This is a genomic window from Chryseobacterium sp. MIQD13, from assembly GCF_050496705.1.
Lineage (GTDB): Bacteria > Bacteroidota > Bacteroidia > Flavobacteriales > Weeksellaceae > Chryseobacterium.
Genome location: NZ_JBNWAF010000004.1, coordinates 17,786 through 33,913 on the forward strand (window position 1 = coordinate 17,786; position 16,128 = coordinate 33,913).

General features: G+C 36.5%; 16 protein-coding genes. 10 read left to right on the forward strand and 6 right to left on the reverse strand.

Going from position 1 to position 16,128, the window contains the following annotated elements; genetic code table 11:
- Window positions 1-299 precede the first annotated feature (299 nt).
- The 4 genes from ACQWU4_RS17035 to ACQWU4_RS17050 form a co-directional block, all read right to left on the reverse strand.
- Complete coding sequence (locus ACQWU4_RS17035) at window positions 300-680, reverse strand: hypothetical protein (protein ID WP_429936968.1); 381 nt, start codon at window positions 678-680, stop codon at window positions 300-302.
- A gap of 124 nt (window positions 681-804) precedes the next feature.
- The gene (locus ACQWU4_RS17040) at window positions 805-2,028 is read right to left on the reverse strand and encodes a 3-phosphoshikimate 1-carboxyvinyltransferase (RefSeq protein ID WP_429936969.1); all 1,224 of its coding nucleotides are present in this window, start codon (window positions 2,026-2,028) and stop codon (window positions 805-807) included.
- Window positions 2,029-2,123: 95 nt separating this feature from the next.
- Entirely contained in the window at window positions 2,124-2,450 is a 327-nt protein-coding gene (locus tag ACQWU4_RS17045) for a nucleotide pyrophosphohydrolase (protein ID WP_034731670.1), read from the reverse strand.
- A complete protein-coding gene (locus ACQWU4_RS17050) occupies window positions 2,450-3,859 on the reverse strand; it encodes a hypothetical protein (protein ID WP_429936970.1) in 1,410 nt (469 codons plus the stop codon). The genes ACQWU4_RS17045 and ACQWU4_RS17050 overlap by 1 nt, the downstream gene beginning before the upstream one ends.
- 181 nt (window positions 3,860-4,040) lie before the next feature.
- Between ACQWU4_RS17050 and ACQWU4_RS17055 the strand changes: the two genes are divergently transcribed.
- Together ACQWU4_RS17055 and ACQWU4_RS17060 are read left to right on the forward strand one after the other, a co-directional pair.
- Window positions 4,041-4,292 carry a type B 50S ribosomal protein L31 gene (locus ACQWU4_RS17055; protein ID WP_034707789.1) on the forward strand — a complete coding sequence of 84 codons (252 nt, stop codon included), beginning with the start codon at window positions 4,041-4,043 and terminating at the stop codon, window positions 4,290-4,292.
- Between the two features lie 318 nt (window positions 4,293-4,610).
- A complete protein-coding gene (locus ACQWU4_RS17060; protein WP_429936971.1) occupies window positions 4,611-5,771 on the forward strand; it encodes a GlmU family protein in 1,161 nt (386 codons plus the stop codon).
- A gap of 225 nt (window positions 5,772-5,996) precedes the next feature.
- Here the strand turns inward: ACQWU4_RS17060 and ACQWU4_RS17065 are convergent, their stop codons facing one another.
- Together ACQWU4_RS17065 and ACQWU4_RS17070 are read right to left on the reverse strand one after the other, a co-directional pair.
- On the reverse strand, window positions 5,997-6,581 hold the full coding sequence (locus ACQWU4_RS17065) for a DUF6705 family protein (protein WP_429936972.1): 585 nt from the start codon (window positions 6,579-6,581) through the stop codon (window positions 5,997-5,999).
- 11 nt (window positions 6,582-6,592) lie between these two features.
- Window positions 6,593-7,927, reverse strand: a complete 1,335-nt coding sequence (locus ACQWU4_RS17070) for a hypothetical protein (protein ID WP_429936973.1) — start codon at window positions 7,925-7,927, stop codon at window positions 6,593-6,595.
- 158 nt (window positions 7,928-8,085) lie between these two features.
- Here ACQWU4_RS17070 and ACQWU4_RS17075 point away from each other — a divergent pair, with 158 nt between their 5' ends.
- From ACQWU4_RS17075 to ACQWU4_RS17110, 8 genes are all read left to right on the forward strand, one after another.
- Complete coding sequence (locus tag ACQWU4_RS17075; protein WP_429936974.1) at window positions 8,086-8,436, forward strand: helix-turn-helix domain-containing protein; 351 nt, start codon at window positions 8,086-8,088, stop codon at window positions 8,434-8,436.
- Between the two features lie 86 nt (window positions 8,437-8,522).
- Window positions 8,523-9,032 (forward strand): RNA polymerase sigma factor, encoded by a 510-nt coding sequence (locus ACQWU4_RS17080; protein WP_429936975.1) that lies wholly within the window; start codon window positions 8,523-8,525, stop codon window positions 9,030-9,032.
- A complete protein-coding gene (locus tag ACQWU4_RS17085) occupies window positions 9,007-9,675 on the forward strand; it encodes a hypothetical protein (RefSeq protein ID WP_429936976.1) in 669 nt (222 codons plus the stop codon). Before ACQWU4_RS17080 ends, ACQWU4_RS17085 begins: the two co-directional genes overlap by 26 nt.
- A 68-nt stretch (window positions 9,676-9,743) precedes the next feature.
- Window positions 9,744-11,024: a GIN domain-containing protein gene (locus tag ACQWU4_RS17090; RefSeq protein WP_429936977.1), complete on the forward strand. Its 1,281-nt coding sequence runs from the start codon at window positions 9,744-9,746 to the stop codon at window positions 11,022-11,024.
- A 14-nt stretch (window positions 11,025-11,038) separates the two neighbouring features.
- Window positions 11,039-11,539 carry a DUF4252 domain-containing protein gene (locus ACQWU4_RS17095; protein WP_429936978.1) on the forward strand — a complete coding sequence of 167 codons (501 nt, stop codon included), beginning with the start codon at window positions 11,039-11,041 and terminating at the stop codon, window positions 11,537-11,539.
- 21 nt (window positions 11,540-11,560) lie between these two features.
- Window positions 11,561-12,265, forward strand: coding sequence for a hypothetical protein (locus ACQWU4_RS17100; RefSeq protein WP_429936979.1), 705 nt, complete (start codon window positions 11,561-11,563; stop codon window positions 12,263-12,265).
- 173 nt (window positions 12,266-12,438) lie between these two features.
- Entirely contained in the window at window positions 12,439-13,899 is a 1,461-nt protein-coding gene (gene guaB, locus ACQWU4_RS17105) for an IMP dehydrogenase (protein WP_429936980.1), read from the forward strand.
- Window positions 13,900-14,206: 307 nt separating this feature from the next.
- On the forward strand, window positions 14,207-16,066 hold the full coding sequence (locus ACQWU4_RS17110) for a GEVED domain-containing protein (RefSeq protein ID WP_429936981.1): 1,860 nt from the start codon (window positions 14,207-14,209) through the stop codon (window positions 16,064-16,066).
- Window positions 16,067-16,128: the final 62 nt, after the last annotated feature.

Genomic DNA, 16,128 nt, shown 5'->3' on the forward strand with positions numbered 1-16,128 from the left:
ACCGTATTTTCAGCAAATGTAAAAAAAGAAAACAGGAACTCTGTTATTTATTATATCATAAAATTGTTCAGAAAGAAAAAGACCAGCTATAATCTCTTTTTATGAATCATAAGTAAAATGATATTCATAAGTTGTGGATAACTCTGTGGATAAGTATGTGAATAAGTATAAATAAAAATGAGCAGAAAATTTAATTCTGCTCATTATATTTTTGATTTTCAATAATTTAAATATTTTATTGGAACCTGGATTTTTAAATTTGTTTTCCCCAATCCTGTAATTGTTTATTTTAAGAAGGATCAAAATACCAAGCCAATATCTTCTTTCTGGATCATTCCGGTATCTTCCAGGTTGCATACACAGCCTTCAATGGTTTTGGGATTACCTGAAATACGTGTCTCTTTACCTTTGCTGTCAGTAATAATGATTCCTGCGGCAAATTTTTCATCTTCCGCAAAGTAAGTCCTGAACAGAAGATATTCGTATCCATTGTTTGTAAATGAAAGGTTATCTACTTCCATTCCTGCATTCTGTTTTCCGCCCCCTCTGTGATAGGAATTGTATCTGAACTGTTTCCAGCTCTCTTTTGTCCTTGTATTTGGAAACTCCATATCCATATGATCTTTGCTTCCGAATCTGTATTGGATATATTCATCCTGTTTATCCTTAACCAAAGTCATGATCTTTCCGTTATTTGTTTTAAACGAGAAAATGGTTTCTTCATTGGGAAACAGATATTGTGCCTATGAAAACACAGGAATAATCGGAAAAAGAAACAGATACTTTCTCATTGTATCAGGAATTTTAAATTGACGTCACGTCCTTCAAATCTTTCCAGAACATCGGGTAAGATTTTTCCACCACATCTTCTTCCTCAATATTAAGTTCTTTAATAAGGCAGAACGGAGCAAAACTCATCGCCATTCTGTGGTCCTGGTAGGTTCCTATGGAAATATTTTCTTCCGGCTGCCCGAAATTTAAAGATTTAATGGTAAGATCTGTAATTTCCGTTTCAGTACCCAGTTTTTTCAGCTCATTATATAAGGCTTGAAGTCTGTCGGTTTCTTTTACCCTTAAAGTACCCAGTCCGGAAATTTCGAAAGGAATTTTCAATGCTGCGGCTGTTACACAAAGTGTCTGTGCAATATCCGGACAGTTATTCATATCCAGAACAATTTTCTCCGGGAAAATAAAATCAGGTTCCGGCTGAAGCGTAATCTTATGCTCATCTTCGGTAAATATCGTCTTGATCCCAAAGAATTCTTCATAAATCTTAACAATGGCAGAATCTCCCTGGGTAGATTCTTTATAAAAGCTTTTTAGATGAATGGTCTCTCTTCCTAATGCACAGATCGAGTAGAAGTAGGAAGCTGAGCTCCAGTCGCTTTCCACTTCATAGCTTGTCGCAGATAATTGGCTGTTTACATCAAAAGGTTCCACTTTAATTGTGTTTCCTTCAAAACTGTTCCTGATCCCGAATCTTGTCAGGATATCCAGTGTCATCTCAATATAGGATCTTGAAGTAACTTCTCCAACCAGATTAATCTCCAGTCCGTTTTCCAGTTTCCCGGCAATCAAAAGAAGAGATGTGATGAATTGGCTTGATATATTGGCCGGAACATTTACCTGCTTTTGGGTGATTTTTTTTCCTGTAATTTTTAAAGGAGGAAAACCTTCATTTTCCAGATATTTGATTTCAGCACCCAGATCTTTCAGGGCGCTTACAAGGTTTTTTATAGGTCTTTCCTTCATTCTTTTAGATCCGGTGAGAACAGTTGTTTTTCCTTCAGATATTGAATAATAGGAAGCCAGGAAGCGCATGGCCGTTCCTGCGTGGTGGATGTCTACGGTTTCTGTATTCTCAGACAGTGCCTTTTTCAGCAGCTGTGTGTCCTGGGAATTGGACAGGTTCCCGATCTGTATGTTTTTGAATAAACTTCCCAGAATCAACAAACGATTCGAAATACTTTTCGAACCGCTGATCTGAACTGTTTTATCCGATGCTAATTTTGATTTTTCTAACTTCATTATTTCTTCGTTTAAAAGATACCGGATGTTAGGATTTCCAGATATCAGACCTTTTTTAATCTGATATCTGTGTCTATCATCTGATATCTGTTTTGTTATTTCAACTTTTCGTTGTTCTGATGCCGTTCCTTATCACGGTCAGTTTTAATCTTCATTTTTTTGTCGAAAGCTTCCTGCAGATTCACTCCGGTCTGATTGGCCAGACATAAAGTGACAAACAGTACATCTGCCAGTTCTTCCCCGAGGTCTTTGCTTTTATCACTCTCTTTTTCGCTCTGTTCCCCATATCTTCTGGCGATGATGCGGGCTACCTCGCCTACTTCTTCGGTCAGCATGGCCATATTCGTCAGCTCATTAAAATAACGGACTCCTATGGTTTTGATCCACTCGTCAACCTGTTGCTGCAACTGTGTGATTTCCATTATTGATAAGCTCCAAGAGTAGGATTAGTTGTTCTTGATACATTCACAATATCAAAAGGTACGGTTCCTGCTACGGTCACATTTCCTTTTCCTCTTGCCGGAGATGTTGTTTTTACCCTCAGGTTCATCTTGGCTGCAAAATAATTAAGGAATTGCGGATCTTCATTTTTAATACTCTGTATCACATTAACATTATTATCGAAACTGAATCCGGCTTCCGGTACGCCGGAATATTTTATTAATGAGTTCTGGATCAGGAATTCAAACTGCTGTCCCGGAGTCTGTTCAAAATTTACAGAATTATCCCTGTCTGAAAAGACGATACTGTTTTTTATATCCAGACGCTGAAGCGCTCCCTGCTCTGTAGTTCCTGCAGCATTTTTCCATTCGTTGGCTGCTGTAATTCCGTTTCTGTTGAAAGAGCCCATGGTTTTAGAATAATTTGCAATCGTAGCATGGGTATAGCTGTGGTTTCCACCTCTGAAGATCCCGATACATGATTCACCACAGTTATTCATGACTAAATTTTTGGCAGTAACCGTTGAGCCTACTGCATAAATACCATATTCAAAGAAAGTATGGATGAATGAGTTGCTGATATTGGCCGTATTCTGTTTCATATCCAGTCCTCTGGTTCCTCCGAAAAGTCTGGCGAAATTCATATTTAGGGTAGAATTGGCCTCCATCCTGATAGAATTCCAGTTCCTGGGGATCGTATCATAATATGGGTCATTTCTGTCTCCTCGCAGGATTACTTCATTGTCAAAAACTCCGTTGATATTTAAGGTGGCACCGGATGATACCTTCATGCCGCTGTTTTTGTGGAAATAAACTTTAGTTCCCGGCTGGATATCCAGTGTGATATTAGGATCGATGGTAAGATCTCCGTAGATGATCTTAGCTTTATTATTATTCCACGTTGTAGAGGCTGAAATTACGTTAGGATTGGTTGGTGTTTCGATGAAGAATTCAGCGTCCTGCACTACGGAAAATAAAGTCACATGTTGCTGCCCCGCTCCGCTGCTGAACAGGATTTTGTCTTCGGCAATAGCCTCAGGTCCCGTAGCTTCAGGAGCTATTTCAACGAAAATGTACATACTGTCTTTCTTTCTTAAAGGAACATCCTTGAAATCGTAGCCGGGTTTTCCGTCTACATTGATTCTGTATAATGACGAGCTTCCTTTTTCCAGATTGATTCTCGGAATCAAAACGTCCTTGTCTTCATTATTATATACTTTCACAAGATAAGTTTCGGAACGTACCTGATGATAAACCGTATCACAGAATACAGTGTCCTTTGAAAAACTTAGCTGTTGCGAAGGCGCATCAAAAGTAATATCATCCTTATTACATGATACCGCTACAAGAAGCATCCAGAAAGAAAAAGCCAGTAATAGTTTGAATTTCATCGAAATTAAAGTTTAAATAGATTCCAAATTTAACGAAAATACTTTGAATTTCTTATCAATAAAAAATATTGAATCGGGTATTTGTATATTTGAAAAAATGTTGTACTTTTGCAACCTAAAATTAGCAGAGAAATACCATTACTATTTCGAAAGCAAACTTTAATTTTTTAAAAATTGTATTATGAAAAAAGGAATCCACCCAGAAAATTATAGACTTGTTGTTTTCAAAGATATGAGTAACGACGAGGTGTTTCTTTGCAAATCTACTGCAGAAACTAAAGATACTATCGAGTTCGAAGGACAAGAATATCCATTGATCAAAATGGAAATCTCTTCAACTTCTCACCCTTTCTACACTGGTAAAGTGAAATTAGTTGACACTGCAGGTAGAGTTGATAAGTTCATGAACAAATACAAGAAATTCGCTAAGTAATTTTTTGTTATCAAACATACTGAAGTCTTCCAATGTATTGGGAGACTTTTTTTATGCATGAAGTTAGAGATTAGAAGTTAGAAGTTAGAAGCTAGAAATTAGTAAGCATATGTCTAAGTTTTGATTTAGCCTGTTTTATTGGATTTAAAAATAGAATACATGGCTATTGTGAACATCTCTAATCTAGTTAACTTTTCCATTCAAGGTATTTTCGTATTTTTGTTCTGAACAGAAATTAGGGACTGTAAATTTATTGTCAAGTAAAATTTTCAAAGGACAGTTTCTAGCTTCTAACTTCTAATCTCTAACTTCTATATAATGCAATTAGTATTTTCAGATGCTCAATATTGGGAAGATTTTCTTCCGCTTACTTTTACCCGTCCTGTTGCCGCGATGCGATGCGGGATCCTTACTTTTTCCGAGCGGTGGCAGAAGATCCTGGGAAATACCGAGGTTTCTTATTTTACCGAAAGTTATCTTCAGAATAAATTTAAAGAGCCGGAAGAAAAAGAAAGTCTTTTCCTTGTTACCAATTTTCTTCCGACTGAAACGGTGATTCAGCAGATTAAAGATCTTAAGCAGGGTGAAGCTCTTGTTTATGAAGATGAACTGGTTGCGGCCAGAATTAATATGAAAGGGTTTTCTCTGAACCAGATCGAAAAAATGACAGACATAAAAGAGAAACTGACTTTCTTTAAAAAGCCAGCCGATTTATTTACCTATAATCATCTTGCCATAGATTTTGATTTCAATTTGCTTACTGAAGGAAGGACTTCGCAGGAACTGTCTTCTACCAACGGTTTTTTAGGTGATAAAAAAGATCTTTTCATCGAAGAAGGCGCTCAGATAGAATTCTCCACAATCAATACGAAAACAGGAAAGATTTATATCGGAAAAAATGCTGAGGTGATGGAAGGCTGTAATCTTCGTGGACCTATATCGCTGGGAGAAGATTCCAAATTTAATCTGGGATCAAAAATTTACGGTGCTACGACTGTCGGTCCGCATTGTAAAGTAGGAGGCGAAGTGAATAATATCATCATATTTGGTTATTCAAGTAAAGGGCATGAAGGATTTGTAGGAAATTCAGTGATTGGGGAATGGTGTAACTTTGGAGCGGATACTAATTCTTCCAACCTTAAAAATAATTACAGTCAGGTTAAGCTGTGGAATTACAGAACAAAAGCCTTTGAAGATACCGGGCTTCAGTTTGCAGGTCTGATCATGGGTGATCATTCAAAAACAGCGATCAATACCCAACTGAATACAGGAACGGTAGTGGGTGTTGCCTCTAATATCTTTAAGCCCGGTTTCCCGCCAAACCTTGTAGAGAATTTCTCATGGGGCGGATCTAAAGATGATGAAAGATTTAAGTTGGATAAAGCTTACGAAGTGGCTGAAAGAGCAATGGCAAGAAGAAAAGTGCCACTGACGGATGAAGATAAATCTATATTGAAACATATTTTTGAAGTATATTAAATATAAACCCCTCAGAAGATTCTGAGGGGTTGTTTTTTTAGTAATATTCAATTTTTCTGATCCATTTATATAAATCTTTTCCATAAGTGATATTTTCCAAATCAGGACAACCTTCATCATGATTCGGACGACTTGTACATTCTTCAAATTGTTCTAATGTTCCTATAACTTATGCTTTACAAGAAAACACAACAAATATCCCTAAATATGTTATAAGTCTTTTCACTATTGTTTTGTAAAAATCAAATCTTTTGTTTCCGGCAAATAAATATTAATATCTGTTCCCGGAGGACATCTGTTATCATCAAGTATAATATCATTAGGACGATATTCCCATGAAATTTGAGTAGAATTGATTTTCTTTAATTTTATACTTCCCCAGCCAACACGACAATTTGTACCTCCATAATAAAATAAAAGACTATTTCCATTATTCTCTGCCCATTGACTGTAGATAGTATGCTTCAATTGTTCTACTGAAAAAGTCATATTTTGGGTATTTTGAAGAACAGTTCCAGAAGAATTTTTAATGATATATTTTATAGATAAAATATCTTTATAATACTTGTATTGATTCTCGTTAAAAAGTCTGTGTACCTCTTTTGTTGCAGATAAAATAATTAAATTACCATTAAAACTCCCTTGCCATGTACCTACAAAAAAGTCTAATTCATTATTTAAATCCTTTAAATAAGAGTTTTGAGCAACTTCAGTATAGTCAGTTTTTAAAGGATAAATTTGTTGCGCTTTACAAGAAAAAGCAGAAAATAATATAAAAATTATTATTGATTTAAAAATTATTTTTTTCATATTTTTATTTTTTAAGGACATGGTACAGCATTTATTGTACCATCATTATTTTTAGATATTGTTTTAATGCCATCACTTTCAACTCTTTGTAAATTTACTTTTCCTGTCAGCCCCATATCATTTAAAGTTTTAAGAAATGATTTTTCCAGTCCTTCACTTCCACTAGAGGATCCATAAAGTCCATTTCTCGTTTCAAAATTTTTAATAAATATATCTAATTGTTGCTGTGAAAAACTAATTAAAGCATCATTATAATTTCCATTGAAATTTGCTACATAATGTATACCATTGGGAGCTATCATTCCTATAAATGCATCACTTGGATTTCCATAGTTCCCCTGGGCTAAAACAAACTGAAGAAGTTGCTCTATGTCCGGTGGAGAAAGCATAGGTGTTCCTGTTGTAGTATGGTTGTGATAACCTCCAGTATACCCTGCTTTATCTCCGAAATTGACACTGTGAGCCTCACCTATAATTTTTGCTGATGGAGTTCCGTCTTCTTTAAACTTATATCCAATCTCTCCACTATTGGGATCTGAAGCCGGCAATGCTGATTGGTTTTTCATGTCATCTATTGCAGGTTTGCTTTGGAGATTATTTACGATACTTTTTGTTTTCTCACAAGGATTATCCGGGGTATTATTAGGATTTGTTGGGCCTTCACCTCCACCAGGACCACCAGGACCTTCAGGATTGAGACAGTTATCATAAGGTTGACATCCTCCGGAAGGAAGAGTATCCCCATTCCAAGTTCCCCCTGTGTATCCTCCTGTTCCAGGCATAGTGATAACCACTTCTCCGGTATCACAAGGTGATCCATCAGAGCTACAGCTTCCGTTTGCTTTGGCTGCAATTCTCTGTGGTAAAGTATTTTTCAGATAAGCTTCCCTGAATAATTTAAGCATCGTACTGTAGTTTTCTGCCTCAGGATACATTTTCAAAAATTCTACCTGAGTTTCATTCTCCTTCAGCACGGCAATAATAATACCATTAACCTGTTGATTTTTAATCAAAGGAAAAAGGGTAAATTTTTCATTGGTCTTTGTTGTAAAGTCCTGAGAGCGGATATTCGTTTCTACATATTCGCTTACCGTTTCCCGTGAATTTTTCAATGCATTTCTAACTGCTTGAGCTGTGTGTTGAACATTATGGATCTCATCATAATACTCTAATAATGTTTTGAACCCTTTTCCATAATTAATGGTCTCGTCTTTCTGAGCGGTGAATGCCCTAAATTTAGAAGGAGGTGCTTCTTCATTGCTATTAAGAAGGTCTTCTGAGCGACAGGAGACCAAAGAAACAACCAGAACTGCATAAAGCAGCCTGAGAAATAAATTTTTCTTCATGTGTTTTTGTTGTTTTTAAGTCGTTAAATATAATACTTTTTTCTACATCCCAAAGATGTGAAAAAATATAATATATAATACCGTAAGAAAATACTGATTTCCGTATTATTTTTCTAAAAGAAAAAAATATGTAATTTTGATAAAAATACTTTTAGGCTATGACTTTAGGTGAAAAACTGAAAAAAGCTAGAATCAACAAAAACTTTACGCAGGAATACCTGGCGGAAGTTATTAATGTTTCCCAGAAAACCTATTCCAATTTTGAGAATGATAAAAGCATACCAGGTTTTTCTCAAGTAGAAGAAATTGCAAAAATTCTAGGTGTAAGTGTATTAGATTTTTTAGCTGGAGATAATATTACTGTAAATCAAAATAATAATGAAGTTGCAATAGCACAAAATTATGCAACAATTAATGTTTCTGAGAAATTAATTGAACAGTACGAACAAAGGTTGAAAGATAAAGACACAGAGATTGCTTATCTCAAACAGCTTCTCGATAAAAAATAGAAACTTCAAATTTTTTTTGAAGTTTTTTTGTTTTTTGATGTAATAGTTTTAAAACTGCAATTGTCTTACTTATAGAAACAAAACTCATGACCCAGGAAACTTTCAAGAATACGGTGTTTATTCTCAAAGACGAGATGTATCGTTTTGCGAAAAGATTCGTTATGAGCAGTGATGAAGCAGAGGATGTGGTGCAGGACCTGATGGTAAAATTCTGGCAAAAGAAGGATGAACTAGAGCAGTTTGGAAATTTAAAGTCCTATGCTTTGAAATCTGTCCGGAACGAATGCCTGAACCGGCTGAAACACCACGATGTGAAGTTGGGATTTGCAGATTTGCAGCTTCACCGCTCAGAATTATACAGCATGGACATCAATAATCTGAAGGAGCATATTATAGGATTTATCAACCAGCTCCCCGAAAAACAGAAAATGGTGATCCATCTGAAAGATGTAGAAGAATATGAGGTCTCGGAAATCTCTGAAATGATGGAAATGGAAGAAAATGCAGTAAGAGTAAACCTGATGAGGGCGAGACAAAAAGTAAAAGAACAAATATCACAACTGATGAATTATGAACAAAGATCAATTTCAGAATAAATACGACGAGATCTTCCATGATATAAAGGAGGAAAAGATGGACTGGAGCTTTGAGGATCTTCTTCAGAAAGCAGAAGGTGGGGATTCGGAATCAAATGAGGCTCCCATTATCCCGCTTCAAAAGAATAAACCTTCTTTCCCGAAATGGTTCTGGATGGCTGCCGGGCTGATGCTTCTTTTCAGTATAGGCTTTTTCTTTAATAATTACCGCACAGGTACTGTCGAAAGAGAAAAACTAGTAAAAGATGAGGTTTTAAAGCAGAAATCAGAATTTATTGAAGAGAACAATAACCATCAGGAGCAGGTAGCAGTTAATCATACTGATTCCATTTCCGGAGCAAAAAAGGATTCTGTTTTCCAGGAAAATTCAGTAGCAGAAAAAGATGTGCTGGATGAGATCCTGCCAAAAAGAGGAAGGCTGAAAAAAGAAGCTAAGCCAAGATTTGTGGACAATTCCTCATTTAAAAGTAAAAACAACTTAAAAGATTCTACAGGTTACAAAGACTCTTATGTCATTGTGAACGGTAAAAGAATTGATAATGTAGATGAGGCTATCAATGTGACTAAATACTCATTTCAGGTATTTGCCAATAACGTCAGTGAAAAACTGGCACAGCCTACAGTAGTAGACGACGATTATTAATTATAAAAACAGATTATGCTCCTGATCAGGCAAGAAAATAATCAGCTTAGAAAAATAAAAATTGACTCATGAAAAAAATACTCATAATATTCGCACTCGCTTTTTCCCATTTCTTTACAATGTATGGGCAAAGGGATAAATTCGATATGCTTTTTGACCGATATCAGGAAGTGGAAGGGGTTACCTCCATTAAAATTGCAAAACCCATGTTCGGCATGCTGAGCAGTCTTAATATTGATGATTCGCAGCTGGATCAGATTAAACCTCTGCTTTCAAAGATTAACGGTTTGAAAATTCTTATTACGGAAAATCCGGAAAATGCCAACACTACAGAAGGACGTAGGGTTCAGGATAATCTTTCCAGACTGAGTAAGGATGTCTCTGTATATTTAAAGAACCTTAATTATAATGAGATCATGTCCGTTAATAATTCCGGGGCAAAGATCAAATTTCTTTCTTCTGATGCAAAGGACGGGATACTGGATGATCTTCTGTTAAGCATAGACGGAGGAAAAGGAGAAAATATCCTTGTGATGCTGGATGGAAAACTTTCCATGGATGACGTGAACAAGATCATTAATTCCAGCGAAACCAAAACCAATCCTGTAACCAATGTGAGAAGCAGCCTTACCTCTGAAAATAATTCCTCTTACCTTAACGGGGAGGCCAGAAACGTAGCTGAATTTTCAGGAATTAACGTAAGTACAGGAGTGAACGTAGTTTTCAAACAGGAGAGCCCTACTAATGTAAAAGTGATTGCTGATGCAGATAAACTTCAGTATATCATTACAAAAGTAGAAAACGGAATACTGAAAGTTTATATAGACAATAAAGGCACGAAGAACTTAAAGTTTAAAAACCTAAGCGTTAATATTTCTTCCCCAAGAATGGATAATATCAAGGTGTCTTCAGGAGCTATTTTCAGTGGAGTAAATTCTATAAAAGAAAATAACATGGCAATTGATGTGTCATCCGGAGCTAATTTGAAAGGAGATTTTAAAATTTCCAATACACTAGACATCGGGACTTCATCAGGAGCAATCATAAGAGCCGGAGTAACTGCGGGAACCATTACGGTAAAGGCTTCAAGCGGATCCAATACTGCTATCGAGGGAAAAGCAGATTCAGGAATCATAGACATCAGCAGCGGTGCAATCTGTAAAGCGGATGAACTAAAGATGGACAATCTTGAAGCAGAGGCTACGTCCGGAGGAAATCTTTCCGTAAATGTTTCCACCAGACTGAAAGTAAGAGCTTCTTCAGGGGGGCTGGTTAAATATAAAGGAAGACCTGAAATAGAATCCAATATCAACAAAATATCCGGAGGAACTTTGAAACCTATTGACTAAAAAAACTGATCACCATGAAAACTTTAAAAAACATTTTTTTAGGAAGCTTTATATTGCTGTTGCTTCAGTCATGCCTTCCTTCAGGAAGACCGAATATGGAGTTCGTTAGACAGTCAGAACATGATTTTAAAGGAGCAAGATTTGTCAGCTTCAATGTGCCTGTATTTATGGCGAAACCATTTATTAAGAAGGCCCTGAGAGAAGATGGTGAAAGTGAGGAAGTGATCAGTCTCATCAAAAAAGTCTCAAAAATAAAAATAATGACAGTTGATAACGGGAATAAAGACATGCTGAATGAATATTCCAGGTATCTGAATAACAATAATTTTGAAGAATGGGCTACCATAAAACACAACGGTGAAAACGTTAATGTAAGGGTAAAGCAGAATGGTGAAACCATTAAGAATATGATGATCACTGTAAATTCAGATAAAGAACTGGTTTTTGTAGATGTAAAGGGAAGTTTTACAGCAGATGATATTTCAAAGATGATTAACGCGGCTACAGATAAATAATTTGTCACCAATCATTTTATTATGGAAAAACTGATCAGAGAAGTACGTATTCTTAAAATTTATGCAGTTTCACTTACCGTTGTGTGCATTCTGTTTTTCTTTTTTGGATTTAAAAACCAGAAGACTACTCAGCGTTTTGACGAAATAGATGTAGAACGCATCAACATTATTGAAAAAGACGGAACACTGAAAATGGTGATCAGTAACAAGAACCGTCAGCATCCGGGAATGTTCAACAAAAAAGAACTGAAACCACGGGAAAGAGAAGCCGGAATGATTTTTTTCAATGAGCTGGGTGATGAATGCGGAGGGCTTGTGTACGGCGCAGATAAGGACGGTTCGGGAATGGTGTATTCCGTAGATCAGAGAAATACAGATCAGATCATGCAGCTTCAGTATATGGAGGGGACCGGTGATAGAAAGAACAGAACCTATGGCCTTAAACTATGGGACAGGCCGGACAACTTTCCTATAGAGGATATTATAAAGTTTGAAGACTCCTTAAAAAAACTCAATGATCCTGTAGCTTCAAAAAAAGCTTATGCAAAGTTGAGAGCCGAAGGGAAAATTACACAGGAAAGATTCTTTGCAGGGAAAACGGCAGATGGAGACGTAGGACTTTTTTTAAAGGATAGCAATGGGCGCATAAGACTAAAAATTTACGTAGATAAAAATAATCAGACCCATATCGACAAGCTGGACGAAAATGGCAAGATTGTTCAATAAAAATCATAAAAGACAAGTAGTTTTCATACACACTCAATTATTTTGTACCGAAAAACCGTTCCGAATAAGAGCGGTTTTTTCATTTAAGTTATTGATTATTAAATTTTATTTAAACTATTGAAAAGGATTTTCATATGTCGTCAAAATAACCTAATTTTGCAAAGAAAGTAAAGATGTCTATTCATAACAAAATTGTAGAGACAGCCATCACTTTCGATGACGTTCTTCTAGTCCCTTCTTATTCAGAAGTTTTACCTAATCAGGTATCATTAAAATCAAGACTTACCGATAAAATTACGCTGAATGTTCCGATAGTTTCTGCTGCGATGGACACAGTTACTGAAGGAGATCTCGCTATTGCACTGGCAAGAGTGGGAGGTTTGGGTTTTATTCACAAAAACATGACGATCGCTGAGCAGGCAGCACAGGTAAACCGTGTAAAGCGTTCAGAAAACGGAATGATCTCTGATCCCGTTACCCTTTCAAAAGATCATACCCTGGCTCAGGCTAAAGAAACCATGGCCAAATATAAAATTTCAGGTCTTCCGGTAGTTGATGCTGATAATGTACTGATCGGAATTATTACCAACAGAGACGTAAAATATCAGGAAAACCTTGACATGAAGGTTGAAGAGATCATGACCAAAGACAATCTGATCACTTCCGATAAAAATACCAACCTTGAAAAAGCAAAAGAAATCCTTCTTAAAAACAGAGTGGAAAAACTTCCGATCGTAGATAAGGATAATAAATTGGTTGGATTAATTACAATCAAAGATATCGACAACCAGTTAGAATATCCTAATGCCAATAAAGATGAGAACGGGCGTCTTATCGTTGGTGCAGGAGTAGGAGTTGGCGAAGATACTTTAGACAGAATCGAAGCTTTAGTGAAAGCTGGAGTAGATATTATAGGAATTGATTCCGCTCACGGGCATTCAAAAGGAGTTTTAGATAAAATTGCTGAAATCAGAAAAGCTTACCCGGATTTAGATATCGTTGGAGGAAATATCGTTACAGCTGAAGCTGCAAAAGATCTTATTGAAGCTGGTGCGAACGTTCTTAAAGTAGGAGTTGGGCCTGGTTCTATCTGTACAACAAGAGTTGTTGCCGGAGTTGGAGTTCCTCAGTTATCTGCTATTTATAATGTTTACGAGTATGCTGCATCCAAAAATGTAACCGTAATTGCTGACGGTGGAATCAAGCTTTCCGGAGATATTGTAAAAGCTATTGCAAGTGGAGCAGGAGCAGTAATGTTAGGTTCACTTTTAGCCGGAACAGATGAGGCTCCAGGGGAAGAAATTATTTTCCAGGGAAGAAAATTCAAATCTTATCAGGGTATGGGAAGCCTTTCTGCTATGAAAAGAGGAGGAAAAGAAAGATATTTCCAGAGTGAGGCTAAAAAATTTGTTCCGGAGGGAATTGAAGGAAGAGTTCCGCACAAAGGAAAATTAGAAGATGTAATCTTTCAGTTGACAGGAGGTCTAAGAGCCGGTATGGGATACTGTGGAGCTAAAGATATTGAAGCTTTACAAAAAGATACCAAAATGGTAATGATTACAGGAAGCGGTTTGAAAGAATCTCACCCGCATGATGTGATCATCACTCAGGAAGCTCCGAATTATTCTTTTTAGAAATTAAATTACTAAATGATATAAAATGCCATACAATTTGTATGGCATTTTTATTTTGAATTAATGTTTTACTTCCCTCCTTTGTATATATCAGATTTTTAATTTATTGAATACTGATAGGTGAATGAGTGTCTTTACTAAAAAAAGGTTGGATTACTTTGAAATGATATTTTTTTACCTGCAAATTCGAGAAAAACTGAATAATTTTTGTAACAAAAACCAATTATTGTTACTAATAGGGGTATTGGGATAAGTCTGTCCTTGGAAAAGACAGATTAAAAAAATAAAAAATAAAATATTTGAAGTTATGAAGAAAACTTTCCTTTATGGAGCAGTGCTATTTTCGCTTTCATTAACTGCACAACAGCAGTTGCAACAGCAGAAAATTTGTGGTTTTGATCAAGAGTTACAATTACAGGACAGAACAATTCCTGGAGCAAGACAGATTTTTGAAAAAGTTATTCAAAATATCGAGGCTGGAAGAAAAGCAAATCCTTTAGAAACTGCTAAAGGAATGGTAAATGGAGTTTATGAAATTCCGGTTGTAGTTCATGTTATTGAAGGTAATAACCCAACATATACAAGAACAGACGCCCAGATTCAGCAGTGGCTGGATAATGCTAACAAAATGTATTCAGGAACATATGCATGGCCGGCTAACGGTACACCTGCAGATTTTGGAACATCGGCTGTATTTCCTATTAAATTGGTGTTAGCTAAAAGAGATCCAAACTGTAGCCCAACAACAGGTATCGTAAGATATAATGGTACTACATTAAGCGGTTACACTACTTCCGGAATGGCTTATCAAACAGCCAATGGTGCTACAAGAGCAGCTATTAAAGGACTAGCCCCACACTGGCCGGAAGCTTCTTATTTTAATATTTATGTAATTACTACGTTTGACGGAAGTACGACTCCTAATGCAGGTCTGATGGGATTTGCAGCATTCCCGAACAATTTAGATTCTAATTACGAATCATTTATGAAAACAGGGGTTGTAACCAATCCTCATGATACAACATTTGCCCATGAATTTGGACATGCAATGGGATTATATCATACTTTCCAGAATGGAAGATACGATGCAGTTCCCGCAGATTCAGATTTTTGCCCGCCTACAACAGGAGTATGCGCTAATGATGATGATAGGGTTTGTGATACCGAAAGATCTGGAAGTGGCTACTGGGCATCGCCTGTTCCTTCCAATTCAACAATAAATTCTTGTACGGGTGCAAACTATCAGGGAGTACAGTATAATATGATGAATTATTCGAATTCTGTTGCTCAGAAATTTACTGCCGGACAGGGAGCTAGAATTAATTCTTCTTTTATGTTGTTTAGAAGTAGTTTAACAACATCAAAAGGAGCTACTGCTTTACCTGCAACTCCTGCACCTTCGGTTGTTCCGATTGCGGCAACTTGTAATCCATCCGGCTTGGCCAATCCGGGAAATTATCTGGCTGGTCCGGTTGGTGTTAAGTTAGGACAGATAGATAATGAATCTCCGGGATATTGGGATGCACATACATTATATTATGTAGACTATACTACAAAAGCATGTACTCTGAAAACATATACTCCGTTGGTGGTTAATCAGCAGCAGACTGTTGAGGTTAAGATTTTTCAAAACTCTCAATCAGTACGTGTTTGGATAGATTATAACAACAATGGAACTTTTGAAGCCAACGAATTGGTAGCTTCCGGAAATGACGTGCCTCTAGCTGCGAACTTGTATGGAACATTTACAGGAACCTTCACTCCGCCTTCTACAGCTACAATGAACACTCCGCTAAGAATGAGAGTTATGGCAGATGCTGAAAGTACATTCACACCATGTGGACAACTTGGATACGGACAGGTAGAAGATTATTCCGTAATGTTGGTAAATAACCTTGGTACAAACGAGGTTAAAGCAGATAATGACGATCTTGTTATCTACCCTAATCCGGTTGCAACAGGGGATAAAGTATTTATCAAGGCTAAAAATGGTAAGAATTTAAAAGTTTCTATTTCTGATATGTCAGGAAGATTGGTGGCAAGCCCATCTGTAACTGATGAAGGAACAGGAATCTATAAAATAAACCAACAGCTTGAAAAAGGAGTTTATATGGTTCAGATTTCCAATGGAAAAGACAGCAAGACTTCTAAGCTGATCATTAAATAATTTTTTTGATGATATAAAATAAGAATGCCTCCAATAATGGAGGCATTTTTTGTTTCATTTCT